29 protein-coding genes are annotated in these 26,055 nt (G+C 43.5%); 13 read left to right on the top strand and 16 right to left on the bottom strand.

Annotation, left to right across the window (positions count from 1 at the left end):
- Nucleotides 1–4 precede the first annotated feature (4 nt).
- Entirely contained in the window at nucleotides 5–1,306 is a 1,302-nt protein-coding gene (hemL, locus tag GVY04_05555; protein ID NBD15619.1) for a glutamate-1-semialdehyde 2,1-aminomutase, read from the top strand.
- 98 nt (nucleotides 1,307–1,404) lie between these two features.
- Here the strand turns inward: hemL and GVY04_05550 are convergent, their stop codons facing one another.
- The gene (locus GVY04_05550) at nucleotides 1,405–2,319 is read right to left on the bottom strand and encodes a 4-hydroxybenzoate solanesyltransferase (GenBank protein NBD15618.1); all 915 of its coding nucleotides are present in this window, start codon (nucleotides 2,317–2,319) and stop codon (nucleotides 1,405–1,407) included.
- Nucleotides 2,320–2,447: 128 nt separating this feature from the next.
- Between GVY04_05550 and GVY04_05545 the strand changes: the two genes are divergently transcribed.
- Genes GVY04_05545 through GVY04_05535 form a run of 3 tightly spaced genes read left to right on the top strand, consistent with a single transcriptional unit; the run spans nucleotide 2,448 to nucleotide 4,773 of the window.
- Nucleotides 2,448–2,699 (top strand): hypothetical protein, encoded by a 252-nt coding sequence (locus GVY04_05545; protein NBD15617.1) that lies wholly within the window; start codon nucleotides 2,448–2,450, stop codon nucleotides 2,697–2,699.
- A complete protein-coding gene (locus tag GVY04_05540) occupies nucleotides 2,686–3,105 on the top strand; it encodes a PIN domain-containing protein (protein ID NBD15616.1) in 420 nt (139 codons plus the stop codon). The genes GVY04_05545 and GVY04_05540 overlap by 14 nt, the downstream gene beginning before the upstream one ends.
- A gap of 27 nt (nucleotides 3,106–3,132) precedes the next feature.
- Entirely contained in the window at nucleotides 3,133–4,773 is a 1,641-nt protein-coding gene (locus GVY04_05535) for an HD domain-containing protein (GenBank protein ID NBD15615.1), read from the top strand.
- Nucleotides 4,774–4,787: 14 nt separating this feature from the next.
- Here GVY04_05535 and GVY04_05530 read toward each other — a convergent pair whose 3' ends face one another.
- The 3 genes from GVY04_05530 to GVY04_05520 form a co-directional block, all read right to left on the bottom strand.
- Nucleotides 4,788–6,578, bottom strand: a complete 1,791-nt coding sequence (locus tag GVY04_05530) for an SLC13 family permease (GenBank protein NBD15614.1) — start codon at nucleotides 6,576–6,578, stop codon at nucleotides 4,788–4,790.
- 91 nt (nucleotides 6,579–6,669) lie between these two features.
- Nucleotides 6,670–8,196: a YifB family Mg chelatase-like AAA ATPase gene (locus tag GVY04_05525; protein ID NBD15613.1), complete on the bottom strand. Its 1,527-nt coding sequence runs from the start codon at nucleotides 8,194–8,196 to the stop codon at nucleotides 6,670–6,672.
- Between the two features lie 73 nt (nucleotides 8,197–8,269).
- Complete coding sequence (locus tag GVY04_05520) at nucleotides 8,270–9,394, bottom strand: RNA methyltransferase (protein ID NBD15612.1); 1,125 nt, start codon at nucleotides 9,392–9,394, stop codon at nucleotides 8,270–8,272.
- Nucleotides 9,395–9,559: 165 nt separating this feature from the next.
- Between GVY04_05520 and GVY04_05515 the strand changes: the two genes are divergently transcribed.
- Nucleotides 9,560–9,931: a DUF2237 family protein gene (locus tag GVY04_05515; GenBank protein ID NBD15611.1), complete on the top strand. Its 372-nt coding sequence runs from the start codon at nucleotides 9,560–9,562 to the stop codon at nucleotides 9,929–9,931.
- Between the two features lie 47 nt (nucleotides 9,932–9,978).
- Here GVY04_05515 and GVY04_05510 read toward each other — a convergent pair whose 3' ends face one another.
- Nucleotides 9,979–10,875 carry a phosphorylase gene (locus tag GVY04_05510; GenBank protein ID NBD15610.1) on the bottom strand — a complete coding sequence of 299 codons (897 nt, stop codon included), beginning with the start codon at nucleotides 10,873–10,875 and terminating at the stop codon, nucleotides 9,979–9,981.
- Nucleotides 10,876–11,186: 311 nt separating this feature from the next.
- Between GVY04_05510 and GVY04_05505 the strand changes: the two genes are divergently transcribed.
- The 4 genes from GVY04_05505 (at nucleotide 11,187) to GVY04_05490 (ending at nucleotide 14,420) form a co-directional block, all read left to right on the top strand.
- Nucleotides 11,187–11,912: an SDR family oxidoreductase gene (locus GVY04_05505; protein ID NBD15609.1), complete on the top strand. Its 726-nt coding sequence runs from the start codon at nucleotides 11,187–11,189 to the stop codon at nucleotides 11,910–11,912.
- Nucleotides 11,913–11,969: 57 nt separating this feature from the next.
- Nucleotides 11,970–12,665, top strand: a complete 696-nt coding sequence (gene folE / locus GVY04_05500; GenBank protein ID NBD15608.1) for a GTP cyclohydrolase I FolE — start codon at nucleotides 11,970–11,972, stop codon at nucleotides 12,663–12,665.
- A 151-nt stretch (nucleotides 12,666–12,816) separates the two neighbouring features.
- Nucleotides 12,817–13,710 carry an acetylglutamate kinase gene (gene argB / locus GVY04_05495; protein ID NBD15607.1) on the top strand — a complete coding sequence of 298 codons (894 nt, stop codon included), beginning with the start codon at nucleotides 12,817–12,819 and terminating at the stop codon, nucleotides 13,708–13,710.
- 212 nt (nucleotides 13,711–13,922) lie between these two features.
- Complete coding sequence (locus GVY04_05490; GenBank protein NBD15606.1) at nucleotides 13,923–14,420, top strand: hypothetical protein; 498 nt, start codon at nucleotides 13,923–13,925, stop codon at nucleotides 14,418–14,420.
- Nucleotides 14,421–14,694: 274 nt separating this feature from the next.
- Here the strand turns inward: GVY04_05490 and guaA are convergent, their stop codons facing one another.
- The 5 genes from guaA to GVY04_05465 form a co-directional block, all read right to left on the bottom strand.
- Nucleotides 14,695–16,320: a glutamine-hydrolyzing GMP synthase gene (gene guaA, locus GVY04_05485; GenBank protein NBD15605.1), complete on the bottom strand. Its 1,626-nt coding sequence runs from the start codon at nucleotides 16,318–16,320 to the stop codon at nucleotides 14,695–14,697.
- A 210-nt stretch (nucleotides 16,321–16,530) separates the two neighbouring features.
- A complete protein-coding gene (locus tag GVY04_05480; protein ID NBD15604.1) occupies nucleotides 16,531–17,148 on the bottom strand; it encodes a Uma2 family endonuclease in 618 nt (205 codons plus the stop codon).
- Between the two features lie 230 nt (nucleotides 17,149–17,378).
- Nucleotides 17,379–17,591: a hypothetical protein gene (locus GVY04_05475; protein NBD15603.1), complete on the bottom strand. Its 213-nt coding sequence runs from the start codon at nucleotides 17,589–17,591 to the stop codon at nucleotides 17,379–17,381.
- Entirely contained in the window at nucleotides 17,591–17,914 is a 324-nt protein-coding gene (locus GVY04_05470; protein NBD15602.1) for a DUF4258 domain-containing protein, read from the bottom strand. The genes GVY04_05475 and GVY04_05470 overlap by 1 nt, the downstream gene beginning before the upstream one ends.
- 22 nt (nucleotides 17,915–17,936) lie before the next feature.
- Entirely contained in the window at nucleotides 17,937–19,049 is a 1,113-nt protein-coding gene (locus GVY04_05465; GenBank protein NBD15601.1) for a cobalt-precorrin-5B (C(1))-methyltransferase, read from the bottom strand.
- A gap of 214 nt (nucleotides 19,050–19,263) precedes the next feature.
- On the opposite strand from GVY04_05465, the gene GVY04_05460 reads away from it, so the two are divergent.
- Both GVY04_05460 and GVY04_05455 read left to right on the top strand, forming a co-directional pair.
- Nucleotides 19,264–19,611 (top strand): addiction module toxin RelE, encoded by a 348-nt coding sequence (locus tag GVY04_05460; GenBank protein NBD15600.1) that lies wholly within the window; start codon nucleotides 19,264–19,266, stop codon nucleotides 19,609–19,611.
- A gap of 3 nt (nucleotides 19,612–19,614) precedes the next feature.
- Complete coding sequence (locus GVY04_05455) at nucleotides 19,615–19,977, top strand: XRE family transcriptional regulator (GenBank protein ID NBD15599.1); 363 nt, start codon at nucleotides 19,615–19,617, stop codon at nucleotides 19,975–19,977.
- A 201-nt stretch (nucleotides 19,978–20,178) separates the two neighbouring features.
- On the opposite strand, the gene GVY04_05450 is transcribed toward GVY04_05455, so the two are convergent.
- Entirely contained in the window at nucleotides 20,179–20,331 is a 153-nt protein-coding gene (locus GVY04_05450) for a hypothetical protein (GenBank protein ID NBD15598.1), read from the bottom strand.
- Between the two features lie 23 nt (nucleotides 20,332–20,354).
- On the opposite strand from GVY04_05450, the gene GVY04_05445 reads away from it, so the two are divergent.
- Complete coding sequence (locus GVY04_05445) at nucleotides 20,355–20,627, top strand: DUF3493 domain-containing protein (GenBank protein ID NBD15597.1); 273 nt, start codon at nucleotides 20,355–20,357, stop codon at nucleotides 20,625–20,627.
- Between the two features lie 6 nt (nucleotides 20,628–20,633).
- A complete protein-coding gene (locus tag GVY04_05440) occupies nucleotides 20,634–21,158 on the top strand; it encodes a gamma carbonic anhydrase family protein (protein NBD15596.1) in 525 nt (174 codons plus the stop codon).
- A 7-nt stretch (nucleotides 21,159–21,165) separates the two neighbouring features.
- Here the strand turns inward: GVY04_05440 and GVY04_05435 are convergent, their stop codons facing one another.
- The 5 genes from GVY04_05435 to GVY04_05415 all read right to left on the bottom strand — a co-directional run.
- Nucleotides 21,166–21,468, bottom strand: coding sequence for a tRNA-binding protein (locus GVY04_05435; GenBank protein NBD15595.1), 303 nt, complete (start codon nucleotides 21,466–21,468; stop codon nucleotides 21,166–21,168).
- 285 nt (nucleotides 21,469–21,753) lie between these two features.
- Nucleotides 21,754–22,911: a hypothetical protein gene (locus GVY04_05430; GenBank protein ID NBD15594.1), complete on the bottom strand. Its 1,158-nt coding sequence runs from the start codon at nucleotides 22,909–22,911 to the stop codon at nucleotides 21,754–21,756.
- Nucleotides 22,912–23,853: 942 nt separating this feature from the next.
- Nucleotides 23,854–24,078: a hypothetical protein gene (locus GVY04_05425; protein ID NBD15593.1), complete on the bottom strand. Its 225-nt coding sequence runs from the start codon at nucleotides 24,076–24,078 to the stop codon at nucleotides 23,854–23,856.
- Between the two features lie 55 nt (nucleotides 24,079–24,133).
- Complete coding sequence (locus GVY04_05420; GenBank protein NBD15592.1) at nucleotides 24,134–25,360, bottom strand: PBS lyase; 1,227 nt, start codon at nucleotides 25,358–25,360, stop codon at nucleotides 24,134–24,136.
- Nucleotides 25,361–25,475: 115 nt separating this feature from the next.
- Nucleotides 25,476–26,055 (bottom strand): DUF445 family protein (locus GVY04_05415; GenBank protein NBD15591.1); only part of this gene is annotated, 580 nt, incomplete at its 5' end.

Here is a 26,055-nt window from a genome sequence, read left to right as displayed (position 1 = left end):
TCTCTTGACCTCAACAACAGCTTTTAATACGACACAATCAGAAGAAATCTTTAGCACTGCTAAGCAACTGATGCCCGGTGGCGTTAGTTCGCCGGTTCGGGCCTTTAGTTCGGTCGGCGGACAACCCATCGTTTTCGATAAAGTTAAAGGGTCTCGGGCTTGGGATGTGGACGGTAACGAATACATTGATTATGTTGGCACTTGGGGACCGGCGATTTGCGGTCACGCTCACCCAGAAGTGATTAAAGCTCTCCACGAAACCCTCGATAAAGGAACCAGTTTTGGGGCACCTTGTGTCCAAGAAAATGTATTGGCTGAGATGGTGATTAACGCGGTTCCGAGCATTGAAATGGTGCGTTTTGTTAACTCCGGAACTGAAGCCTGTATGGCAACGTTGCGCCTGATGCGAGCCTATACCGGACGGGATAAAGTCATTAAATTCCAAGGGTGCTATCACGGTAGCGGCGATATGTTTTTGGTTCAAGCCGGTTCTGGTGTAGCGACTTTGGGGTTACCCGATTCTCCTGGGGTTCCGAAAGCGGCTACTAGCAATACCCTAGCCGCCCCCTACAATGACCTCGAAGCCGTGAAAAAACTCTTTGCGGACAACCCTGGAGAAATTGCGGGAGTGATTTTAGAGCCGGTTGTTGGCAATTCTGGCTTTGTTGCCCCTGATGCTGGCTTTCTAGAAGGGTTACGGGAACTCACCTCTGATAACGGCGCACTCCTGGTATTTGATGAAGTGATGACCGGGTTCCGGATCAGTTATGGTGGCGCACAAGAAAAATTTGGCGTTACCCCTGACCTCACTACTCTCGGTAAAATTATCGGGGGCGGATTACCCGTTGGTGCTTACGGTGGACGCAAAGAGATTATGGAAGTAGTCGCACCAGCAGGTCCCATGTATCAAGCGGGAACCTTATCCGGAAATCCCCTTGCGATGACAGCTGGCATTAAAACCTTAGAACTCTTGCAACGTCCTGGGGTTTATGAGCAGCTCGATCAGATGACGAAAAAGCTCACTGATGGTTTAAAAGACATTGCCAAAAAACAGGGTCATGCGACTCATATTGGTCAAATTAGTGCTATGTTTGGGGTTTTCTTTACTGAGCGCGAGGTCCACAGCTTTGAAGATGCTAAAACCTCTGATTTAGACAAATTCAGTCGTTATCATCGGGGTATGTTAGAGCGTGGTATTTATTTAGCGCCTTCCCAGTTTGAAGCTGGGTTTACTTCCCTGGCTCACACAGATGAAGATATCAATCAAACTTTAAAAGCTGCGGATGAAGTTATGGCTTCTCTATAAGCCGAGTCGGGGGTAGATTGATGGTCTGCCCCCGAATTGTTTGTTGAGAGGAAGAGAAGGAAATCAGAAAAAGTTGGTAACTTGCTAACGGGTCACGGTTATAGCAACGACCCACTAATCATCCCCGCTAATAAAATAAAGCCCAACCCGACATTCTGGCGGAAAATGGTGCTGTACAAGGTAGCTGGAAGTTGAGGTTGACGTAATTGATAGTATTGCCAAGACCAACCGCAAACGGCAATTATCCAAGCCAGCCAAAAGGTGATTTGGAGGTCACGAGTCAAGGCGAGAGCAGCCAAAGCGCCTGCGGTCCCTAAGAAAAAGAGTCCCACCGCTTCTGGGGCATATTTCCCAAAAAACAAGGCACTAGAACGAATACCAATTTTGCGATCATCTTCGCGATCGGCCATTGCGTAAACCGTATCAAACCCCAACGTCCATAAAACGGTTGCGCCCCAGAGTAACCAGGTGTCTTGTCCGATACAAGCGGTAAAATTCCACGGTACTTCTGAGTAACCATCACAGGTAATGGCTGTCCAACTAATTAAAACGGCAAAGCCCCATGCAATAGAAAGCACAAGTTGGGGAACTGGAAAAACGCGCTTTGCAAGCGGGTAGCAGATAATGACGGGAACAGCAAGGATGGATAAGAAAAAGCTCACCTGATTCAGATAAAACGCTAGTCCTGCCGCACAAGCAAAAGCAGCAATCGCAACGATAATACCGACTTTGATCGATAATTCCCGAGAAGCAAGAGGACGCGTACGGGTTCGTTCCACTTGCGGATCCAGATTGCGATCCCAGAGGTCATTAACCACACAACCGGCAGCCGAAGTGGTTAAACTACCTAAAATGATAATTGTCACTAAGGGCAAGGGCGGTAATCCCTTTGCAGCGAGAAACACTGCCCATAAAGCCGGAACCATTAAAATTAATCGTCCCGTTGGTTTATCCCAACGCAAAAGCCTTATAATTGCTTCCCAGGTTGAGGGGTGTTGGTAGTCTTGCACCATAATCCAATAAACTAAATTTGCCTGATGAACTGCTTTTCTTCTAGGTTATAGCAGCAAATCAGATAGAGACTGGTACACTGCTATATTGTAATTGAGACAAATCATTGAGAAATATGGAGAGCAGTCAAATGCTAGAAATTGAAAAAAAATATGTATTTGACAAAAATAATAATCCTATTGCAGTTCAAATATCTATTTCTGAATTTCAAAAAATAGAATCAATCCTTGAATCCTATCACTTTAATCAAACAAGAAATAAAGTCACACCAAAATTGAGCTCTAATCATGGTGAAGGGATGATTAATCACTTACTTAAAACACCGCTTCGTGTCGAAAGTTTTACTCCCATGAGTCGTGAAGAAGTACATGAAAGATACTGATCTGATTTTTCTGGATACAAATATCTGGCTTTATAGCTTTTTACAATCTGAAAAAACGAGTGAAAAGAAAGATATTGCTGATCAGCTTATTCTTCAAGAGCAAGTGGTTTTAAGTACCCAAGTTATTAATGAAGTTTGCGTCAACTTGATAAAAAAGACTTCCTTTGAGGAAGCGGAAATACAAGAACTCATTAAAGATTTTTATCGTCGCTGCATTGTTATTCAAATTAGTTATAAAATACTAGTTCAGTCCTCCCAGTTGCGTCAGAATTACTGTTTTTCCTATTGGGATAGTTTAATTGTGGCGTGTGCTTTAGATGCAGAAGTACAGTATCTTTATTCTGAGGATATGCAAAACGGACTGATCATCGTTGATCATTTGAAAATTATTAATCCATTTTCTTAACTGACGAAAACACACCAACTACACAGAATGGTTAATACGATTTATCCGATTGAAACGGAAAGCCTGAATTCTCAAAAGAATCATCCGAAGCAAGAACGCGTCATTGCCGCGATTGATATTGGAACGAACTCGATCCACATGGTGATCGTGAAGATTGAACCGTCTCTGCCAGCGTTTAATATTATTGCCCGAGAAAAAGATACGGCCAGGTTGGGCGATCGCGATCCTGCAACCGGTCGTCTGACACCAGAAGCAATGGAACGGGCGATGTCAGCTTTGCAACGGGGTCAAGATTTAGCTCACAGTTTCCAAGCCGAAGAAATTGTCGCTGTTGCCACTAGTGCGGTGCGAGAAGCCCCCAATGGTCGCGAGTTTATTAAAAATGTCCGAGAACATTTGGGACTCACGATTAACCTCATTTCTGGACAAGAAGAAGCGCGACGCATTTATTTAGGCGTGTTATCGGCAATGGAGTTTAATGAAAAGCCCCATGTCATTATTGATATTGGCGGCGGTTCCACGGAGTTAATTCTAGGGAATGGGCATGAACCGCGATCTTTAAGTAGTACCAAGGTAGGGGCAGTGCGCCTGGCTGGAGAGTTTATCACAACTGATCCAGTCAGTAACAAGGAATTGAAGTTTTTACAAGCTTATATTCGGGGTCGTATGGAACGCCCGGTGGAAGAACTCAAAGCCCAGTTAGCGCCCGAAGAGTTAATCACCTTAGTGGGCACCTCGGGAACCATTGAATGTTTAGCTAACGTTCACGCTCAAGAGAAACTCAATACCACGCCCAACCCCTTACAAGGATACACGTTTAGCACCAAAGATCTCGAAGAGATTGTGAAATTACTTGCCTCTTCTGATCTAAAGGAACGTGCCAATTTACCCGGAATGTCGGGGCGACGGGCAGAAATTATTGTACCGGGAGCAATGATTTTGCTAGAAACAATGAAGATGTTGGAGGTGAAAGAAATTACAATCTGTGAGCGGGCATTGCGAGAAGGCTTAATTGTCGATTGGATGCTGACCCATAGTTTGATTGAAAATCGGCTGCGGTATCAAAGTTCAGTGCGCGATCGCAGCGTGATTAATATTGCTCAGAAATACAAAGTTGACCTCGATTCCAGTCAACGCATCGCCAATTTTTGCCTCAATATTTTTGATCAAACTCAAGGACAACTGCACAATTGGGGGAGCCAAGAGCGAGAATTACTCTGGGTTGCCGCAATTTTACATAACTGTGGATTTTATGTCAGTCATGCGGCGCATCATAAACATTCTTACTATTTAATCCGTCATGCAGAATTACTTGGGTTTACGGAAAACGAACTCGAAATTATTGCCAATATTGCTCGCTATCACCGTAAAAGTAAACCGAAGAAAAAACATAGCAACTTTCAAAATCTTCCCGATAAAACAACGAAAAAAATGGTGAGTGAAGTCAGTGCCATTCTCCGCTTAGCGGTTGCTTTAGATCGGCGACAAATTGGGGCAATTACAGCCGTTTATTGTCATTATCAAGAAGAAGAAAAAGAATTGATTTTGCAGTTATTTCCGAAAGATGTTCAAGATGATTGTGCGTTAGAACTATGGAATTTAGATGATAAAAAAATCATATTTGAAAATGAATTTGGCGTTAAAGTTGTGCCAAAACTCTCTTGTTAGTCACGGGTCACTGCTTATAATCCATATAGCCAAATCACTAAAAACGGCGTAATAATTCCTTGCAAAATACTCAAGGGAGCGCCAAAGCGAGTAAAGTCTCGAAAGCGATAGCCACCGGGACTATACACCATGGTGTTTGTCTGATAACCAATGGGAGTCATAAAACTATTGGAGGCAGCAAACGTTACCGTAAACATAATGGCAAAGGGATTCAACGTTAACGATTCGGCAACTTTAACCGCAATCGGAATCATCAAAATGACAGAGGCATTATTAGAAAGAATTTCTGTGAGGATGGTTGTGACAAAATAAAAGAAAATTAAGACCCAAAACCCAGAAAAATTATTACCAACGATGAGAATTTTATCGGCTAGCCAATCCGTAGCGCCCGATTTTTCCATAGCAATTCCCATCGGAATTAATCCTGCCAGTAAAAAAATAACATCCCATCGAATTGCCCCATAAATTTCTCCTGGTTTGAGACAACCAGTGAGAACCATCAGCGCAACTCCCACTAAAGCACTGACTAAAATCGGGGTAACATTAAAGGCAGCCAGCGCAACTACAGCCAAACCAATCGCGATCGCGATGGGGGCTTTATCTAAGCGTAAGCCTTCGCGATTTCCTTGTTCAATAACTAATAATTCTCGCGTGGTTTGAAAGCCTGATAAACTCTCTCGCGGCCCTTGCACTAATAATAAATCCCCAAATCGTAAAGGTACTTGTCCCAGGCGATCATGTAAAACTTCTTCCCCGCGACGAATGGCAAGTACCGTTGCATTATACCGTTGGCGAAAGCGTAAATCTTTCAAGGTTGAACCCACTAAACGAGAGTTAGAAAGAATCAAAATTTCTGCAACGCCTTCTTCATTATCCGTGAGTTGTGATGCCACATTATCATCTTGGAATTTCACATCCGGGAGAATATCTAATCCTCTTTCATCTCGAATTCGTAACAGTTCTTCTTTGGTACCTCGCACTAATAAAATATCACCCGCACTTAAAACTTTATCCGCAAGCGGTTGTGAAAAATGAATTCCATCCCGAATAACTTCTAAAACATCAATATCAAATTTGCGTTGAATTTCACTGGAACGTAAAGTTTGTTTAATTAAATTCGAGCGAGGAGAAATCACTAATTCGCTGACATAATCTTTTAATTCATAAGTTTTAGCGTAAGATCCATTATTGACTGGTGTCCGATTCGGAAGTAGCCAGTAAGATGTCATTGAAATATACAAAAGACCAATTAAAAACTTAATCAATCCCGCTTCTGTAAATTGAAATAAACCGAACGATCCATACCCCAATTGCTCAGAAATACTGCTAGCTAAAAGATTTGTGGATGTCCCAATTAAAGTGATAGTTCCCCCCAAAATTGTGGCAAAAGAAAGGGGCATTAACATCCGAGAAACTGGAATTTTTTGCTTCTTGCACCAATCTTCAATAATGGGGAGAAAGACAGCAACTACAGCAGTATTATTAATAAACGCAGTAATACCACCCACAACACCGCCCATAATAAAAGTTTGTTGATGAGTGGTTTTGCCGCCCCATTTTAATAACCAATCACCTACTACTTGAATTGCCCCAGTACGAGAAATGCCAGCACTGAGAATAAACATCGCCATAACCGTAATGGTTGCTGGGTTACTAAATCCAGAAATGCCTTCTTCTGGGGTAACAATGCCAAATAGCATCAGTAAAATGGCAACGATCAGCGCAGTGAAATCAACCGGAAACCATTCGGTCGCAAAGCAAATGAGAGCAAAAATTAAAATACCAAGCGTTAGTGCGATTGACATGAAACTTATCGTTAGTCATTAGTTATTGGTCATTAGTCATTTTGGAATCAGGAATTTATGACTATAAATCTCATTATTAATTATTAATTGCTTAAGCGCGATCGAGCGCCCGATATTGAATTGCTTCGGCAATATGAGAGGGTTCGATGCTTTCGGCATCTGCGAGATCAGCAATGGTACGAGCCACTTTTAAAATCCGATCCATTGCTCTGGCAGACAAGCCTAACTTCCGAATCGCATTTTCTAATAAGGTGCGGCTGGTGTCATCAAGTTGGCAATATTTCCGTAATTGTTGACTTTGCATTTGTGCATTATGACTGATATTTCCTTCTTCTTGAAAGCGATCGCGCGCCTTTTCTCGGGCTGTAATGACTCGTTTGCGAATCACTGCTGAAGGTTCTCCGGTTTCTTGTTTTGTCATTTCCTCTGGTTTCAGACGATTGACCGTCACCTGTAAATCAATGCGATCCATCAACGGTCCTGATAGCTTTGCCCAATATTTTTCCCTGACATAGGCTGAACAACTACAGGGTTGAATGGGATCGCCATAATAGCCGCAGGGACAGGGATTGGTACTAGCAATTAAGGTAAATCCTGCTGGAAATACCACTGATTGGCGAGTACGAGAGACACTGACTGATCCATCTTCTAAAGGTTGCCGGAGAAACTCCAGAACATTACGTTTAAATTCGGTTAGTTCATCAAGATAAAGGATGCCCTTATGCGCTAAAGAAATTTCACCGGGACGCGGGAAACTCCCTCCTCCCACCAGCGCAGGTCCCGAGGCAGAATGGTGGGGACTGCGAAAAGGACGTTCCGTAACAAGTGATCCCCGATTTTTCAAAAAACCCGCGACCGAGTAAATCTGCGAGACTTCTAAGGCTTCGGCAAAAGACAGTGGCGGTAAAATACCTGGTAACCGTTTCGCTAACATGGTTTTGCCACTCCCCGGGGGACCCACTAAGATTAAATTGTGCCCGCCAGAGGCAGCAATTTCCAAAGCGCGACGGGCGTGGGCTTGTCCTTTGACATCCTTTAAATCGGGACAAGTGAGAGTGGAAGTGCCCCATTCTGCTTTGGGATCCAGTTTTACCGGTTGATAGTTTTCCGGTTGGTTAAGAAATTGCGCGACTTCAGAAAGATGTTGAAACCCATACACCGCTAACCCTTCGACTACCGCTGCTTCTTGGGCATTATCTGCGGGTAAAACTATTCCTGCCATTCCCATTTTTTTGGCGGTAGCAGCAATGGGTAAAACGCCAGCAATGGGACGTAAACTGCCATCAAGGGAAACTTCTCCTAAAAATAAGTAATCCCCTAATAACCCCCCATCCACTTGTTCAGAAGCGGCTAAGATGCCAACGCTAATCGGTAAATCGAAACTGGGACCTTCTTTCCTTAGATCCGCAGGGGTGAGGTTAATAACAATCTTGCGCATGGGAAAGGCAAATCCGGAGTTTTTGAGTGCGGCTTTCACCCGTTCCCGCGATTCTTGGACTGCTGTATCCGGAAGCCCAACCACAACAATTCCAGGCAATCCCCCTGAAACATCAACTTCTGCCCCCACTTTGACAGCATCAATCCCAACAATGGCTGCACTCCAAATTCTGGCAAGCATTTTTTCTCCTCAACACTTCAATATACTGTCGTCTTTCCCTGAAAAAAGTGTCGGCTTTTTGCTCAAAGTAGGACTAAAAAAGTTCATATCTGAGTAACGTACAAGGGAGAGACCCGTTATAAACTGGAATTCGCTTCGAGGTTCTCAAACCAATTTGTTTGGTGAGTTCTTTATTGCCGGATAAAACATAGGCAATCCAACCTTTAAAGCGTTGTTTGAAAATATCTCCCAATTCTTGATAGAGACTTCCCAACGCTTTCACTTCTCCTAAACGTTTGCCGTAAGGGGGATTACAAATAATAATTCCTTGATCACTGGGGGGTTCTAACTCGGATAGTTCCCTACAAGACAAATCAAGATGCTGATCTAAACCGGCATTTTCCACATTCACCTGTGCTTGTTCTAGCATATCCCAAGCGCGATCGCGTCCATAAATTCGCGCAGGGAGTTGTGAGCGTTGCTGTTGTCTTGCTTCTGTTTTCAATTGTTCCCAAAGTTCTTGCTTAAAATCCGACCAGTGTTCCAAGGCAAAGCGTTTTCTATATAAACCCGGTGCAATATTCAAGGCTTTTAAACCAGCTTCAATCACAAAGGTACCCGATCCGCACATGGGATCCAGTAAGGGTAAATTCGGTTCCCAATCGGTCATTGCTAATAAAGCCGCAGCAAAGGTTTCCTTTAAAGGGGCAGTTCCCATCGCGGGACGATAGCCTCGCCGGTGTAAACTCTCGCCAGTGCTATCTAAACTGAGGATGGCGTGTGTCTTTTCAATATGGAGATTCAGGATTAAATCCGGCGATTCTAAATCGACATTTGACCGTTTGCCAAAGTCAGCCATCTGCTGATCCGCGATCGCGTTTTTCACTTGTAGGGCACTAAAATGAGTATGATTCAACTGTTCATTTTTCCCTGTACAATGCACCGCTAGGGTTTCTTGCGGGGTGAGATAGTTTTCCCAATTAATTTGTTGCACGCCCTGATGCAATTGTTTGGCATTTTTGCAGGGAAATTTCAAGATTGGAACCAAAACGCGAAAAATTGTGCGCGACCAAAGATTGACTTGATAGAGCACTTTTTGATCGCCTTGGAATTCAACACCGGTAAATTTAGGAGTAACCTTTTTTGCTCCTAATTCTGTTAATTCTTCTGCTGCAACTTCTTCTAAGCCTCGCGCTACGGTGGCAAAATAATAATTCATTGGGAAAGATTGAAATAACGTATTTTTAAAACTAAGCTAATCGTTTTTTGAAGATTCATTCGGATCGAAAACGCTCTTTTTTCCCGACACCTCATTCCGAGAGTCGTTTTCTCTGTTTTACGAAATTTGGCATAATAGAACGATGGCGATATTCATCAAATTATAATGACTGAAGCGAAAAACGTTCTCGGCGAACCCCTCCAACTTTGCTGCAATGATCCCAAAACTGGCTTTTATCGCGATGGTTACTGTAACACAGGAGGACAAGATTTTGGCGTCCATGTTGTTTGCGCCGAGATGACAGCGGAGTTTTTAGAATATACAAAAAATCAAGGAAATGATTTAAGCACTCCCCGACCAATGTTTAATTTTCCCGGATTAAAACCGGGGGATGGCTGGTGTTTATGTGCCTCTCGCTGGGAGGAAGCAAGACAAGCTGGAGTAGCCCCACCAGTCATTTTAGCCTCTACCCATATCCGCGCGATCGAAGTCGTTTCTTTGGATCACTTAAAGCAATATGCTAAAGATCAATCTTAATTATTTTATTAGTCATTAGTCATTAGTCATTAGTCATTAGTCATTAGTCATTCGTGATTGTCAGTTCCCTTGTCCTTAGCAACAGCGGTTAAAATTTTAAGAGGAGTATGCTCTTTTACGAGTTGTAATTCCTCTTGATTTTTTACGAGTAACGCTCCGGCAAAACCGAGAGAATTAATCCCAATGGATTGAAACTTTTCTTGTTGACGAGGAATCACTAGCAGCCAATGGCGAGTTATGAGGAAATTGTAAGCAACGCCGGGTTGATATCCAATTACTTGTAGAAGTTGTTTATATTTTTCTAATACGTTTTGCCCAATGATTTCTGGAGAAGCCGTCCAATCTAAATTTAGCCAAGAAAAGCCATGAAGAAATGGAAATAAAGGGACTTGTTGTGCCTCTTGAGAAGATTCAGTGGTTTTTAGGGCAGGTGTAATTGGAATTTCTTCAAAATCCGGCGCAAGCGAGTTTGGAACCAGTTGTAAATGCTTGTGGCGAACCGAAGCTCCAGCATCTTTAGCTGAGTTATAAAAACCGAGACCATCGACTTGTTTTAAACATGCACAAAGTGCTGTCAAGTCAGCGTGATTAATTAAATTTTCTTGTTCTTCAAAGTCGCGCGTAATAATTAATAAATGATTTTCAACAACGTTATATTTATTCAGTAAACAGAAATGAGTGTCAGAAATATCACTCACAAATAAATCTTCTTCATAGGGGAGAAACGGATCAAAATCTTGACCGGTTTTTTCTTCCTGTTCTGCTTGCTTGGCTTTCGCTTCTTCTTTTTTAATTAAGTTGGTTAAAATCCTCACTAAAAAGGGAATCCCTTGACAGTCAACCACTTCATAAGCAGTAGGGATGGGCTGTAAAGCGCCTGAAGCAGTCGCGCTTGCCGTTGTCGCTTCGACTTGCTGCCAAAAGTGATCCGGAATTAACATCATGGGTTTTCTTGAGATGAACGATTGTAGACAATAATCGATTAATAGCAGATCAGGTGATAGAATAGGCAAGGCTCAGGAACTTTACATTTTTAAAAAAAAGAATGAATGAGCTGACTGAGCAATGCTCTTTTCCCCATTTGAGGAAGTTACAGTATGTCCTTACCTCCGCTCCAATCACGTTTTAACTTGAAATTCAGAATCCTATGGCAAGATCAGGTTGGATCCTTCTGCAGAGCACAAGCGAGGACTTTTGAGTGGAAAGAAGGGAAAAGAAAAATTAGGCTTTAGTGACGATCAATTTTGGAGGAAATATGGATGAGTCCCAGAGTCGCCCAAAAGCTCTGATTACAGGGGCAACTAGCGGAATTGGGAAAGAAACCGCCCGCGCCTTTGCGCAAGCAGGGGTTGATCTTGCTCTGGTGGGACGTTCTCAAGAAAAATTAAATCAAGTTATCGCTGAAATTGGGCAGCAGGTAACGGTTAAGTCTTACCTGATTGATTTAGCAGAAATTGCGACGGTAAAAGAGCAAATCAAAGCAGCCGTCACGGATTTTGGCGGTATTGATATTTTAGTCAATAATGCTGGGATGGGATACACCAACCCACTCAACGAAACCCCGCTCGAAGACTGGCAACAAGTGCTTGACCTGAATTTAACCAGTGTCTTTCAGTGTATCCAAGGGGTGTTGCCGACATTGCGCGATCGCGGTGGAGGAACAATTATTAATGTTGCTTCCATCGCTGCCCATAATCCTTTTCCCAGTTGGGGAGCCTATAGTGTGAGCAAAGCCGGTCTTATTACCCTTTCTAAAGCGCTATCAGGAGAAGAAAAAGAAAATGGCATTCGTGTGATTAGTATTGCTCCTGGTGCAGTGAATACTCCCCTTTGGGATACCGACACTGTCAAAATGGAGTTGAATCGTGCTGCCATGCTTGATCCAAAAGTTGTGGCACAAACCATTGTGCAAGCTGCTTTACTCCCCCAACAAGCAGTTATCGAAGAAATGACTCTCATGCCTAGTGCCGGGGCACTTTAAGCCAAAGACTAGGTTTTCCAATTAATACAGACGAGGTAAGGAAATTTACTTTTAGTTATGACAATTGCTTCATCCAACAGTTCAATGTCCAACGGTTCAGCGAAAAAAGTAACCAATCAAGTCTCTCTCGATAGTGCTTCCTCTTTGGAAGCAGCTGTGACTAACGACAGCACCCAAGATGCCCAAATGGAAGAAATGATGGCAGCGGTGAAAACGCTACTGCAAGGGGTTGGAGAAGATCCGGAACGAGAAGGGCTGCTCAAAACCCCCAAGCGCGTTGCTGAAGCCATGCAGTTTCTCACCCAAGGGTATCAACAATCCCTTGATGAGCTTGTCAATGGGGCAATTTTTGATGAGGGACATAATGAGATGGTGCTGGTGAGGGACATTGATGTCTTTAGTCTTTGTGAGCATCATATGCTACCGTTTATGGGCAAAGCTCATGTTGCCTATATTCCCAATCAGAAGGTCGTGGGATTAAGTAAGTTAGCCCGCATTGTGGAAATGTATTCTCGGCGCTTACAAGTACAAGAACGTCTCACGCGCCAAATTGCAGAAGCCATTCAGACCATTCTTGATCCACAGGGCGTTGCTGTTGTTATTGAAGCGACCCATATGTGTATGGTGATGCGGGGAGTGCAAAAACCCGGTTCTTGGACAGTAACCAGTGCTATGTTAGGGGTCTTTCAAGAAGATCAGAAAACACGCGAGGAGTTTCTGAACTTAATTCGTCATCAACCCAGTTTTCACTAAACCTTAGCAACGAGCAACATCACTGGTCACTGTTTACAGCACAATTATCCCTGGTTGAACTGAGAAAATCGTCTCAATCAGGGATTCATTTTGTGTTTAACGTCAGTTTGCCTGTTAGGATAAATAATTTGATAGACCCATTTCAGAGCAAATGAGCAGCGATCGCGAACCGATTAATCAACAAGAAGCTAACCGTGTCCGAATTTTAAGTGAAGCCCTCCCCTACATTCAAAAATTTGCGGGGCGAACGGTCGTGATTAAATATGGGGGCGCCGCGATGAAAGATAAAGCCCTGAAAGAACAGGTGATTCGAGATATTGTCTTTCTCTCTTGTGTGGGGATGCGTCCCGTGATTGTTCATGGTGGGGGACCGGAAATTAACAGTTGGTTAGGAAAATTAGGGATTGAACCGCAGTTTAAAAACGGTTTGCGCGTGACCGATGCCGATACGATGGATGTCGTAGAGATGGTCTTAGTGGGGCGAGTCAATAAAGAAATTGTTGCCCTAATTAATCAAGCGGGGGGCAGCGCGATCGGGATTTGTGGACGAGATGGGAATATTATCGCCGCCCGCCCGCGAGGAGAAGTAGGAATTGGCTTTGTCGGAGAAGTGAATGCGATTAATCCCCAACTCGTTGAATCTCTGATTAATGCTGGTTATGTGCCGGTGATTTCAACGGTTGCCTCGGATGAAACCGGACAAGCCTACAATATTAATGCTGATACCGTTGCTGGAGAAATGGCAGCAGCACTCGGTGCAGAAAAATTAATCCTGCTGACAGATACACCAGGCTTACTGAAAGATTATCAAGATCCTTCAACTTTAATTACGCACCTGGACATTCGAGAAGCGCGACAACTCATTGCAGATGGGATTGTTGCTGGGGGCATGATTCCGAAGGTAGAGTGTTGTGTTCGGTCTCTTGCCCAAGGCGTCCGCGCTGCCCATATTATTGATGGACGCCTTCCTCATGCCATTCTCCTTGAAATTTTCAGTGATGAAGGAATTGGCTCGATGATTGTTGCCTCCGAATACAATTTCTAACGCACTCAACTATCTGAATCAATCAACACAATGGCAAGAAAAGTGATATTACAGGTTGTTAATATTTGACAAGCTGTCTTTTGACGGGTTTGTCGATTCAAGTCGAGAATAATGAGGTCAATTAGATTTTTTCTCTTTTGTGTTGTAACCTGCTGTCCGAAAGCAGTTCAGGTTATTGTCCTTAGAAGGGATTATGGGAGACTAGCCTCATTATGAAATCTAAATTTCCTTATGTTTTTGCTGCTTCACTCTTGGGTGGGTTATTGAGTTGGAGTATCATTCCAGAAGCTAATCTTTTACTGGCTCGTTCAGGAACTGCATTCGCTCAAACTACGGAAAATGCGCCTGAATCAGGAGGGCTGTTCGTCAATTTGACCACTGATGATACCTGGACCGCAAATATGGCGATCTCTCTTGCCCATAAAGCCTTGGAAGGTGGGTATCAACCGGTCACGCTTTTCCTCAATGTGCGAGGGGTGTATCTTGCAGATCAAGAACGACTTCCTGCAACAGAAGGTAACAGCGATTTGAATATTCATCAAAAACTGCAAGCATTTATAGAAGAGGGGGGGAGTGTGATTGCTTGTCCCAGTTGCTCTCGCGAAGCAGGCTTAACCCAGGAAGATTTTATTGAAGGGGTTGTGCTGGGAGAAGAGGGAGGGGCATTGCCGCTTCTTTTTGATCCGAATACGGTAACGATCTCATATTGAACAACGGTCACCGGAGCTTTAGTGAGGACAGGCGCCTTCCGTGCCGACCCAACTGGAATCGAATTCCAGCTGGAAAGCGGCACCGCATCGTCGGGCGTTCCTTTGCGCGGGAAACCCGCGCAGGGTCCCTCCTCATTCCGCGGTTTAGGAAGGCGTAATCTTTGACCAACGGTCAGCCGCTAGCCCTGGAATTGAATTCCGGGGAACGGCTGACCCATACTTGAGATGATTCAGTTTGATGTTCATCTAATTGGGAGATTCCCCTTGTAGAAAATTATTCCCACTCAATGGTACCTGGTGGCTTAGAAGTGACATCGTAAACGACACGGTTCACCCCTTTCACCTCGTTCACCATCCGATTAGAAATCGTCTCTAGAAGGTCATAAGGCACTCGCGACCAGTCGGCAGTCATGCCATCTTCACTGGAGATGAGACGCAATACCACTGGGTGGGCATAAGTCCGTTTATCGCCCATGACGCCAACACTGCGAATCGGGAGGAGAACAGCAAAGGCTTGCCAAAAATCTTGGTAGCAGTTTTGCTTTTTAATTTCATCTCTCACCACAAAGTCAGCATCCCGGAGAATATTTAAGCGTTCGGCAGTGACTTCCCCAATGATGCGAATGGCTAAGCCAGGTCCCGGGAAAGGATGGCGTTGAATAATTTCATCCGGTAAGCCCAAGGATGAACCCACTTTTCGGACTTCGTCTTTGAAGAGTTTACGCAGGGGTTCCACTAGCTTAAAGCGGAGATCTTCGGGTAAACCGCCCACATTGTGGTGGCTTTTAATTTTCACTGCAACCCGTTCTCCCGTTTTCGGATCAACATTAGTATCTGCCGACTCGATGACATCGGGGTAAAGCGTCCCTTGGGCAAGATAGTCGAAAGGTCCCAGTTCTCGCGATTTTTCTTCAAAAACTTTGATAAATTCGTGACCGATGCGACGGCGCTTTTCTTCGGGATCAGTCACCCCTTCTAGTTGCGCTAAAAACTGATCGCGCGCGTTAACATATTCAACCGGGATATGGAAGCGATCTTTAAAGATTTCAAGTAATCGTTCCGGTTCTCCTTTGCGCATAAACCCTTGGTCAATAAACATACAGACCAATTGGTCGCCAATAGCTTTGTGGAGGAGAAACGCCAGAGTTGAGGAATCCACCCCACCGGAAAGGGCTAGTAAAACGCGCTTTTCACCCACTTTTGCCCGAACTTCCCGCACTGCTTCTTCAACAAAGGCTTCCGAAGTCCAGGTGGGTTCACACTGACAAACTTTATAGACAAAATTCCGAATTAGAACCGCACCCCCCACTGAATGCACGACTTCGGGATGGAATTGAACACCGTAAAGTTTTCTTTCTGGATGCGCGATCGCGGCACAAGGGGTATTTTCGGTATGAGCTAATACTTGAAACCCAGGGGGAAGTTCAATGCAGGAATCCCCATGACTCATCCACATGGTTGCCCCATCTTCAACGCCAGGAAATAAAATTTCTTCCTGGTCAATATGGAGTGAAGCTTTGCCATATTCAGCGTGGTTCGCCCGTTCGACGACTCCTCCCAACTGTTGAACCATCACTTGCATTCCGTAACAGACACCAATGACTGGAATGCCTAAATCCCAAATTTTGGGGTCAACTTGCGGTGCCCCTTCGTCATAAACAGAATTGGGACCTCCAGATAGAATAATACCGTGAGGATTGAGTTTCTGGAGTTGCTCGGCTGTTGTCCGATAGGGCAGAACTTCTGAATAAACTTGGGTTTCACGAATCCGTCGCGCAATTAGTTCCGAGTATTGAGAACCAAAATCAAGGATGGCAATCATTTGCCGATTAATGCTGCCTGTAATTTCGGCTTGCTCGATCGCTGCGCTTTTTTGGGAGGAGTCAGTTGAAATAGTCACGGTGCTTGCGGGGGTAGGTTATGGAAAACAGACTAGCGATAGAATTTTGGGTATTCCTTCATCATAGCAAGGAAATACTTGTAATATTTCTTAATATTACTCATAATTTAACATAATTCAGAAGCAGCTGATTATGTTCAGCATAGATACAAAAAGAATGGTTCTCGATACAACATACAAGCAGCGATCTTGAAAAGAGGATGGACTGAATTAAGCCAGCCAGATTTGTTGTGGCGTTAATTTTAATTCTGGAAAGGTAGCACTCAGAATCAAACTGTCATCTTGATAAAATTGCATCACATAGCTTTGATCAGCTTGTAGCGTATAAACAAAGACAGTGGGCTGTTTTGGATTGCCTAAATAGCTACGAGAGGCAATGGCTTGATAATCAATAATCCAATATTCAGTAATCCCTAAAAGTCGGTACTCCTCTAATTTATCGATATAGTCATCTTCCCAATTGGTAGAAACAACTTCTACGGCTAACTGAGGCGCTTCCAGAAAAGCAGAATAAGCAGTAGGATGTGAGTCCCATGCTGTTTTATCAACCACAGTGACATCTGGGTGACGACCGCTTTCTTCTCCTGCGGTATTTTGAGTTTTGATGATAATTCTGCCAGAAACAAAGTAGTTGAGTTTGAGACGTTTCACTTCATCCTTAAAGCAATCAGTGATAAATTCAGCAATGGTTTCATGTCTTCGTGTCGGTAACGTCCGCATAATTTGTCCATTGACTAATTCATAGTGTCCTTCCTCATCGGGTAATTCCTGAATAAATTGCTCAAAGGTTAGTCGTTTTCCTGCCGGTTGCTTGATGCTGATGATCATAATTAACCTTTTTCCGATACAGTTAATATTGCTCAATTAAGGCTTACTTTTAATCTTAGAAACCAAAGTTGATAATTCAGGAAATAATTTTCCGACGGAAGGGCTAACGGTAATGAAATTTCTGCGGCGATCAAATAAGACAGATCCCACCGTGACATTTTTTCAGCGTGTTTGCGAATATAATCTTGAGCATTGTGGTCAATGGCTTGCGCCATACAAATGATTTCAATCTAACTGATCAGACGAAGCTCATAGATTTGACCATATTGCATTGCCGATTCCAAGTCGCCCTTACGGAGAGCTTCTCTTACATCATCTAATTTGTAAGCTTCTTCACGGCTGAGATAGGGAGACCATCCAGTTTCATCTTCGATTAATGTGACTTCCACTGCTGCCACATACTGTCCTTGATGAACATACTTAGTTTTTGTTCGTTTTTGCATTAGTCTCGCCTCTTTAGAAAAGTGTTATCCCAGTTGTCTAAACTGGGTCGATAAGCAGTCACAAGTACTGCCGGTTTGTTATAGCCTTTGGGAATTCCCCAAACCACATGAATTGGCTGTCCTAATTGGTCTTGTTGTAACAATAACGTACAAGGTCCTTTTGGATAATCTAAGTATTCTTCTACAACCAGTGCATCCTGAACACCTGCAATGACTTCCCTGACTGTCAGTGTATCCTCTACAAGTTCATCATATGCATGCTCAGAAATACGAACTTCACCATCCCCGATTAAATCACGTACCTGCTCTAAAAAATCACTCAAATTCTCTTCTCCGTTTGGATCCTCAAGTTAATTCAGGCAATACTTGTTCCACTGAAGGGCTAACTGTAATGATTTGTCTGCGGCGATCAAATAAGACCGATCCAACGGTGACCTTTTTCTCAGCGTGTTTGCGAATATACTCTTGAGCATTGTCGTCAATGGCTTGCGCGATCGCGCTATAGATTTTTTCCACCAACTCTGATTCGTTTTCCTGTTCTCGTAAAAATTGCAGTGCAGCTTCAGTCGTCTCACTAGCTAAGAGTTGCTGGAGAATTTCTGTGGGGAGTCCTACTTTTGCAGCTAAAGCCGTTAAAATTTCCAGACGGGCATCCGCCAGATGATGATGGGTATGAAACACCCCACCTGCCAATTTAATTAGCTTGCCATGATAGCCAAATAAAACCAAAGATTTCACCCCTTGTTCTCCGGCTGCAACTAATAGTGGACCCAACCAATTTGCTGTTTTCACCAGCTGCTGGGGATTAATCCCTTTCTTTTGTGCTAAATCTAAGCCATTTTCCCCCACACAGAAAACTAAAGTGTCAAATTCCTTGGCTTTTTGCGCGAGTTCTTCCTGAAACGCCGTTAATTGCCCGGGTGCGCTTAAGGGTTGGGAAATTCCCGTTGTTCCCAGTAAAGATAACCCTTCCACGACTCCAAACGCTTCATTAGAAGTCCGTTGCGCTAAACGCTTTCCTTCGGGAAGAATAATCGTAACCGTCACTTGTTGATCCTCTCGGAGTAACGGCTGTAAATTCTCCATTAAAATCTGTTTCGCATAACGATAAATGGCAGCTTTTCCGTATGCTTGTAGCTGCTTTCCGACTCCTTCCCCACCATTAATTGTTACTTGTTCTGCATCGGGTTGGCGACTGGCTAAACTCACGACCGCCCAGATGGGAGTATTCGCGGTTAAATCTAAATTATCCCCTGGATCACTGCGAGTAATGGCAAGGGCTTTCCCTGTTTCCAACTTCGCTACTTGTTCCACCGCAATGGTTGTTTGTTCCGGGGGAGTAACGAGATTAATTTTGACTTGGTTTAAGGGTTGTTCCTGCTGTAAATATTGCAACGCAGCGACAGCAGAGGCACAAGCAAAAACAGGTAAGGTATAACCAGCACGGGGTTCAGTCATTCTTATGGTTTTGATCGACAACTAACTGCACTATCTTAACGAGTCGCCAGGAGATCAAGTCCGAGTTTTGCCTTATTTATCAGGAAGCAAATCATTGCAACGATTGACCGATCCTAACTCTTGAGTAAAGCGACTGAAGTTTAAACATGGCAAGGAATAGGGATTGACATTCCTTGAAAGGAATACTACGCTGTAAAATAAAATAAGGTTCAAAATGTGGGATATTGAGGTAACTGATGCTTTTGAGGGTTGGTGGGAAACTCTCACTCAGCAGGAACAAGAGGACGTTACTGCCTATGTAGAACTTTTACAAGAACGAGGCGCAAATCTTCGCTATCCCTATTCTTCAGGTATCCAAGGCTCCAAGTTTTCTCACTTGCGGGAGTTACGGATTCAATCTGGCGGAAATCCCATCCGCGTGTTTTATGCTTTCGACCCTCGTCGTGTTGCTATTCTCCTAATTGGCGGGAATAAAACAGGTAAGGAAAAGCAGTTTTATCGAGAGTACATTAGAAAAGCAGAAGCTCTCTACGAAGAACACTTAAACAACTTGGGGGATTAAATCATGGCACGGAAATTTTCAGAACTAACTCAAAACTTTTCTGAGGAACAACGTCAGCGTATTGAAGAGAAGAAAGCTGCACTTCGGGAAGAGATGTCTCTGGCTGAGATTCGCCAAGCCCTTTTTCTAACCCAGTCAACTTTAGCAGAGACAATGGATGTGGGACAAGCGGAAATCTCTAAAATTGAGAACCGTACAGATATTTTTATTAGTACACTACGGCGATTTATCAATGCAATGGGAGGGGAATTAGAAATCAATGCTGTATTCCCAGATCGAACCATTGAGATCCAAAACTTTTCTTCTTTTGATCAAAAGCCTGACCATCCTAACTCTTTCACCAATAATCACTCAGAAGAAGCATGATGATTGGAGAGGAGATAGAGTCCGAGTTTTGCCTTTTTATCAGGAAGGAAATCATGACTGCTGCTAACTTCTTGTTCGGCACAGAGTTGGGCAAATTCTCGCAAGCTATCCAACTGAGAGGCAAGTTCACTGAGAGTATCGAGATATCAAGGGCAAGTTGCCGATGCTTCCATTGTTCCGTGATCTGGGGTTGGGTACGGATCATTTGCAGTTCGACTTCTGCATCCAGCCCACTAGACGAAAAGGAACTGCCACAAGACACCAGTAAAGCGATTTTTTCTGATCAGTGCGATAACCCTTTCCCAAATGATCGATCGCGCTGAGACAATCTTTTATCATGGAAATACTCGCCATTGTTCTGAATTTTCTTTTATTTTATGGCTAACTCTCCGAAAAACCGTCGCAATCAGCTTTCTGCGGAAAAATATAAACGCTTGCAAGCAGAAGCCAAAGCCCCCTATCGTGGCTTACGGAAAACAATTTATGTGGTGTTTGCTGCTTCTGGTTTAATGGGGGCATTTGTCATGGTGGCGAAACTAGCGGCGGGACAAAATGTGACAGAAACACTACCGAATTTAGCTTTACAAATCGGCGTTATCGCACTAATGGTCTGGTTGTTTCGTCAGGATACAGAAGCAGAAGAGAAATAGAGTGATATGACAGGATTTTGGTCTTCTCCTAATTTATCAGCAGCAGCATTTGTTGCTCCTAATGCTACGGTTATGGGGAATGTAACCATTAAGGCGGGAGCCAACATTTGGTACAGTGCAGTGGTGCGAGGGGATGTGGAAAGCATTACCATTGGTGCCCATACCAATGTTCAAGATGGTGCTGTGTTACATGGCGATCCGGGTGAACCGACGATTTTAGAAGATTATGTGACAGTGGGACATCGCGCGGTGATCCATTCGGCACACATTGAACAAGGCTGTTTGGTCGGAATTGGGGCGGTGGTTTTAAATGGGGTGCGCGTGGGAAGCGGTAGTATTATTGGGGCAGGTTGTGTGGTGACCAAAGATGTGCCCGCGCGATCGCTGCTACTCGGCATTCCAGCGAAAGTCAAGCGCGAAGTTTCGGAAACAGAAGCAGCCGACTTGATTGAACATGCCAAACGCTATGAAAAGTTAGCCCTGGTTCATGCGGGGAAAGGGACCGATCTCGGATTTACCAAACAAGATTAGCAATGGGTTAGAGGACTCGTTTTCCTAATTCTACAGCGCGATCGGGCTGAATTAAGGCGGCTTCTTCATTCTCTAAAACCACCCCCAACACCAAAACTTCTGACAGAAAATCAGCCACTTGCCCAGGGGGCAAATTAACCACAGCCAGAACGTATTGACCGATTAATTCATCTTGAGTATAAATTTGAGTAATTTGCGCACTGGACTTTTTCGTTCCCAGTGCGCCAAAATCAATCCATAGTTTGAAACTTTTCAGGAGAGTCTCTTTAATTTCCTTAAAGTTTAAATCTGGCAGGAATTTTAGGAGCAAAAACCAACATCAACGGAGCTTCTGGGGGGGCGACAACTAGGGTTAAAAGCTAGGTAAAGCAAAGCTTTTAGCCGTTTCTTCCCATCAAAGATGGAACGTTATTGACAAGTTTATTGACAATAAATCTGAGGTTGCACTCTTTGAAACTCCCATTATTTGGTTAGGACTATGAAACTATAGCGAGATCGCGCTTGGCATCTTCAAAAAGCTCATGGGCTAAAAGCTTTACTAGCTATACCCTGTAGCTGACTTGTCGCCCCCCCAGCGGAGCTTAGAATAAAATGATTATCCTAAATCATCAACAACATTGAAATTAGTAGTAATCGGTTCATACGCTTGCCCATCCACATCGTAGGGAGTGACAGTTAAGGTATAGTCCCCTTCTATTAATCCAGCACTAAAATAATTACCTGATCTGTCTCCGGCTAAAGCATAGGGAGTGACATTTTCAGTTTGATTAATCTCAGTAGCACCGGTTAGATCAAACTTAACTTGACTCACTGGCTCACTGGGCTTAGCTTTCAGGCTAACCTCAGACCCCACTTGTCCTAAATCAATTGTGCTGCCGTCTGTAATAGTGCCAATTACTATGTCACTATCACTATCAACTAAAGATAACTCTACAGTTACAGGCATCCCAACGGGGTCGTCATTGATGGGGTCCTCCTCTGTAGTCGAGCTATCATCTTGCGGCATAGTAGGAGTAGTGTTACCAGAATTAGCAGCAGCATCAAAATACAAATCAGCAAAGTCAGTTGCATTAGCTACTTCATCTAAACCAATGCTGAGAATATGGAGAACTTCAACAGTATCAGAAAAATCTAATCTGATTTCGGGATTATAATACTCAAAAGCAGCTTCCCAAGCATTAGACCATTTTGAATCAAGGGCTGTACTAACAAAATTAGAAACAGAAGAATTAGTTGTATTCAAGTCAGCTGTGTCATTTGACCGATTACCATCGTCAATTTTGATGTGTTCAACACCTAGGTCGTTGAGTGCATCGAGAACGCCATCACTGTATTGTTGAATATTCCAATTGCTATGTTGAATAATTTTAATTTTAGAAAGGTCACCGCCATTGTCACTGACGTATTCAGCTGCGCCAAGACTGGTGTCAGCTTGACCCCCCTCAGCAACCAAGACTTGTCCACCGTTTTGAATAGTCGCGAGCCATGTTTGTCCTAATTCTTGTATTGCTGCCTGCCGATCGTCATGGGCATTGATCCAACCATCAACTCCCCACGTAGCATCCATGACTGACTCTGATGCTGGATTATACCGATTTCCATTTTTTCCGTGTGCTCCACCTACTACAACATGATCGAATCCGTAGGTATCCGCAAGAACTTTGCCGGCAACAGTAGCATGTCCATCATCTTTATCTGGAGCATGGTCATAATGCAAAGAAATTAAATCTGTTTCCGGATTGAAACTTATCATTTGAAAAAAACTCCTCAACTTATCTTAGGTAGGATGTGACTTGGAAAGGTTAGCAAGCACATAGATTGCTACTAATTCTGAATGATTTTGCACTAAATTGAATCGCTGAAAACTCTGAATTTGATAAATCAGAGAATGACTGCAATTCAGTACATTTTCATTAAATTGGCATAAAAAATAATCCTGTAACCTATCAATACAATCCTTTAATTAGCCGTGATCTAATGCATTTTGATTGAATTTAAAGAATCACCCAATATTAAAAATATCAGTGATACTTAAACTCAAAAAAATACTACCAACAGCTACATTAGCATAGCAATTATGAATTTCTTGTAAATGCTATTGCTAACTGTTAATAGAAAAAATTATGAACGAGGTAATCTTACTGAAAAGAAGAACAGAACATTAAGCAGGTATGCAAAATGAATTGCTTATTTAAGTTAAACTAATGTATTCTTATAAAAAGGAAATTAAACCGAGTAATTTGATGGGATTCATTAAAAGACTTATTAATCCGTGCAGAAAATAGTTAACACCTAAAAAATTGTTCCTAAAATAAATATTAAGCTAAACTCAAAAGCAGACTTGATTATTCCTGCACTGGTCTCAGCGGAATTGTTACACCAGTTGGACTCTAGCGAATCAGTTGAATAAAGTTGGTTGCTGTTTCCCAATCAACCAACACTGATAAATTTTCATCACTTAAGGAGTTAACGCTGGATGAAGAATTTTCAGGACAAGCAAAGGGTTTCTTCCTCAATCAATGTGACATGTGAAACGGCGAGGCTTTTCAATCTGTTGTAAACTTCCGATTATCCGACTCGGACGACCAAACCGCTGATTTAATTCTTCAACCAAACCTTTAGTATCTCCTTGAGATGTCAAAACTACTTCAGATAGCCTAGGTTGACTGCCAACAAAATTTAGTAGCACTTCAAACTAGTATTGATTGAAATTCCAATCGCTTTTAAGAAGTGTTGTTTGTTCCCCATCGCTCATTGGCTCTTCCAAGGAAACAGCAGCTCCATCAGAGGCTTGGCGAACTTCTTCCATACTCATGCCCCACTCGGTATACTTCCATTCCGCTTTAACAGGTTGGACCAGGAATTGCCCGACTATGGGGATGAGAGTCAGGAGTAGCAAAAATAAAATTTTATTCTTCATATTACACAGGACTTACCCACTTCAGCACTGAAAACCTTGATTTACTGTTACAGACTTACTGCTCAAACAACGAAGTTTCGTTCGACTGCGTAGGTCCTGTTTGAGAAAGACGCATCCACATGGGAAGTTGTCTCTCTTCACCCCGAGTAATGCGATCAAGGGCTGCCGCCATTTCCAAGCGCACATCAAATTCCGGTTCTTGATCACGCGCTGTTTCTAAGGCTGCGATCGCGCTTTCGTCTCCCATTTCGTATAAAAATCGCGCTGCCCGCCAACGCACTAACTTGGAGCGATCTTGCAGGGCTTGGCACATGGTCGGAATCCCTTGGGCATTGCCTAAGTCACTGAGGGCATCCCCAGCCGTTCGGCGGACAATGACAGAGGGATCATGCAAAACCACCTCACTCAGCGGGGCGACAGCTTGATCGCTTTCACTAGCCCCGAGTAACGCACTCGCCCAACGGCGAATCGTTGCGCGATCGTCTTTGAGGGCAGTCACCACAGCGGGAAAGGTTTCGTTATTAATTTCCAGTTGTTGAATTGCTTTCAAGCGTTGTTTCCAATCTTCACTCTGGTTGAGTTGTTGCAGTAAATCGCTCGTTTCTTGAGTTGATGTTGTTTCGATTTCACCAGATGTTCCGGCTTTTGCTAAGTTCTCAATCCGTTGTAAATCAGCTTCATCAATTAGACTCGCCACTTCTTCCGCCACCATATTCGCCACCGTTTCTGGTTCGCCATGACGGGGGGTATAGGGTTCCCAGTGACGCTCGAAAACATAGTTAGCCCCCGTTGCTTCTACGACCCGCTGCATGGCTTCATTAAAGCGATCTGGCATGGCAACTCGTTTTTGGGCTTCTTCGCCAATGGCGCGCACTTGCGTCGGAATGCCACGAAAGTAGAGGACGGCAATCTCCACTTCTCCCATTGTCTTCGTTTGATCCGCTTCAGACGCAGCACTGGTTTGCGACTGAGACAGTAACTCGGTATCAGCGCCCTCAGCAACGCCTAAAATATGAGCCGCTTGAGAGAGAATGGGTTCCCATTGCGCTTGCGTTTGACGAATTAGGGCAATAAAGTCGTCATTGAGAAACGCTTCTCGCACTCCTTCAATCTGGATTAATTGCGCGATCGCGTTGCGAGTGCTGCTAGAACCAATTTCGGCTAGTCTTTCTTCCTCATTCTCTCCTGCTGTCAGCGTTATTGGCTTTTCAGCAATGGATTGATCTAAATTCAGTTTCATGCAGTGGGGATTGGGCGTTGTTTCCAGAGAAAAAAGTTTCATCACTGCCTATGAGAAATTGCGTCAGTTCTAGTGTGACATAGCAGCGCGATCGCGACGAGTATTACCTTTGAGATTAGAGAATGAAATAGTCCTATACGAATCCCCTTACATCCAATTAACTGAAGTAAAAGTAACCTGCTTGAAGACTACCCACAATAAATCCTAAAATTCCCCCTAAATTAACAATCGCTTGCAGCTCATTTTTTACAATGGAATTAACAGTTGTTTCTAGTTGTTCAGGTGTCGTTGAATTCACTCGATTAATAATGACTTCATCAATCGATAAAATGGGGATAACTTGAGTAATAATTGTCTCTAATTCTTCTTCTAAGTATCGTTCTAAAATTAATGATAACTCTTCACTAATTACCTCTAACGATTGATTCACAGATCCAGAAGACTGGAGTCGTTTAATAATTAAAACTGCCACATCTTCCCAATCAATGGAACTGCCTAAAGACTCTAGTAAATTGGCTCCTTTATCTTGGAGATAAACTTGTATCGCTTCCCGGATACTCTCCCGCAATTGACGGACCGTCGAAACCGGTAAATTTTGTAGAGATAAACTTTTCAACCACTCCCGAAGCCGAGAACGAAATTCAAGAGTTAACACGAGTTCTCGAATTCTCATATTTGCCGTTTCTTTTTCATCTAAGCAAAAGGCACGCAAGCGATGTAAGGTATTGCGAAGTCCA

Source organism: Cyanobacteria bacterium GSL.Bin1 (assembly GCA_009909085.1).
Lineage (GTDB): Bacteria > Cyanobacteriota > Cyanobacteriia > Cyanobacteriales > Rubidibacteraceae > Halothece.
The sequence above is the reverse complement of the archived record's forward strand: the minus strand, read 5'-3'. Positions and strand labels throughout refer to the sequence as shown.

Excerpts from the sequence above, each read along its gene's own strand:
- GVY04_05505 (NBD15609.1), top strand. The coding sequence starts at position 11,187 with ATGGATGAGTCCCAGAGTCGCCCAAAAGCTCTGATTACAGGGGCAACT.
- folE (NBD15608.1), top strand. The coding sequence starts at position 11,970 with ATGACAATTGCTTCATCCAACAGTTCAATGTCCAACGGTTCAGCGAAA.
- GVY04_05525 (NBD15613.1), bottom strand. The coding sequence starts at position 8,196 with ATGCTTGCCAGAATTTGGAGTGCAGCCATTGTTGGGATTGATGCTGTC.
- GVY04_05510 (NBD15610.1), bottom strand. The coding sequence starts at position 10,875 with ATGATGTTAATTCCGGATCACTTTTGGCAGCAAGTCGAAGCGACAACG.
- GVY04_05545 (NBD15617.1), top strand. The coding sequence starts at position 2,448 with ATGCTAGAAATTGAAAAAAAATATGTATTTGACAAAAATAATAATCCT.
- GVY04_05465 (NBD15601.1), bottom strand. The coding sequence starts at position 19,049 with ATGACTGAACCCCGTGCTGGTTATACCTTACCTGTTTTTGCTTGTGCC.
- GVY04_05515 (NBD15611.1), top strand. The coding sequence starts at position 9,560 with ATGACTGAAGCGAAAAACGTTCTCGGCGAACCCCTCCAACTTTGCTGC.
- GVY04_05530 (NBD15614.1), bottom strand. The coding sequence starts at position 6,578 with ATGTCAATCGCACTAACGCTTGGTATTTTAATTTTTGCTCTCATTTGC.
- GVY04_05420 (NBD15592.1), bottom strand. The coding sequence starts at position 25,360 with ATGAAACTTTTTTCTCTGGAAACAACGCCCAATCCCCACTGCATGAAA.
- GVY04_05430 (NBD15594.1), bottom strand. The coding sequence starts at position 22,911 with ATGATAAGTTTCAATCCGGAAACAGATTTAATTTCTTTGCATTATGAC.
- GVY04_05455 (NBD15599.1), top strand. The coding sequence starts at position 19,615 with ATGGCACGGAAATTTTCAGAACTAACTCAAAACTTTTCTGAGGAACAA.
- argB (NBD15607.1), top strand. The coding sequence starts at position 12,817 with ATGAGCAGCGATCGCGAACCGATTAATCAACAAGAAGCTAACCGTGTC.
- GVY04_05520 (NBD15612.1), bottom strand. The coding sequence starts at position 9,394 with ATGAATTATTATTTTGCCACCGTAGCGCGAGGCTTAGAAGAAGTTGCA.
- GVY04_05425 (NBD15593.1), bottom strand. The coding sequence starts at position 24,078 with ATGAAGAATAAAATTTTATTTTTGCTACTCCTGACTCTCATCCCCATA.
- GVY04_05480 (NBD15604.1), bottom strand. The coding sequence starts at position 17,148 with ATGATCATCAGCATCAAGCAACCGGCAGGAAAACGACTAACCTTTGAG.
- GVY04_05535 (NBD15615.1), top strand. The coding sequence starts at position 3,133 with ATGGTTAATACGATTTATCCGATTGAAACGGAAAGCCTGAATTCTCAA.
- GVY04_05440 (NBD15596.1), top strand. The coding sequence starts at position 20,634 with ATGACAGGATTTTGGTCTTCTCCTAATTTATCAGCAGCAGCATTTGTT.
- GVY04_05460 (NBD15600.1), top strand. The coding sequence starts at position 19,264 with ATGTGGGATATTGAGGTAACTGATGCTTTTGAGGGTTGGTGGGAAACT.
- GVY04_05550 (NBD15618.1), bottom strand. The coding sequence starts at position 2,319 with ATGGTGCAAGACTACCAACACCCCTCAACCTGGGAAGCAATTATAAGG.
- GVY04_05490 (NBD15606.1), top strand. The coding sequence starts at position 13,923 with ATGAAATCTAAATTTCCTTATGTTTTTGCTGCTTCACTCTTGGGTGGG.
- GVY04_05540 (NBD15616.1), top strand. The coding sequence starts at position 2,686 with ATGAAAGATACTGATCTGATTTTTCTGGATACAAATATCTGGCTTTAT.
- GVY04_05475 (NBD15603.1), bottom strand. The coding sequence starts at position 17,591 with ATGCAAAAACGAACAAAAACTAAGTATGTTCATCAAGGACAGTATGTG.
- GVY04_05445 (NBD15597.1), top strand. The coding sequence starts at position 20,355 with ATGGCTAACTCTCCGAAAAACCGTCGCAATCAGCTTTCTGCGGAAAAA.
- GVY04_05450 (NBD15598.1), bottom strand. The coding sequence starts at position 20,331 with ATGGCGAGTATTTCCATGATAAAAGATTGTCTCAGCGCGATCGATCAT.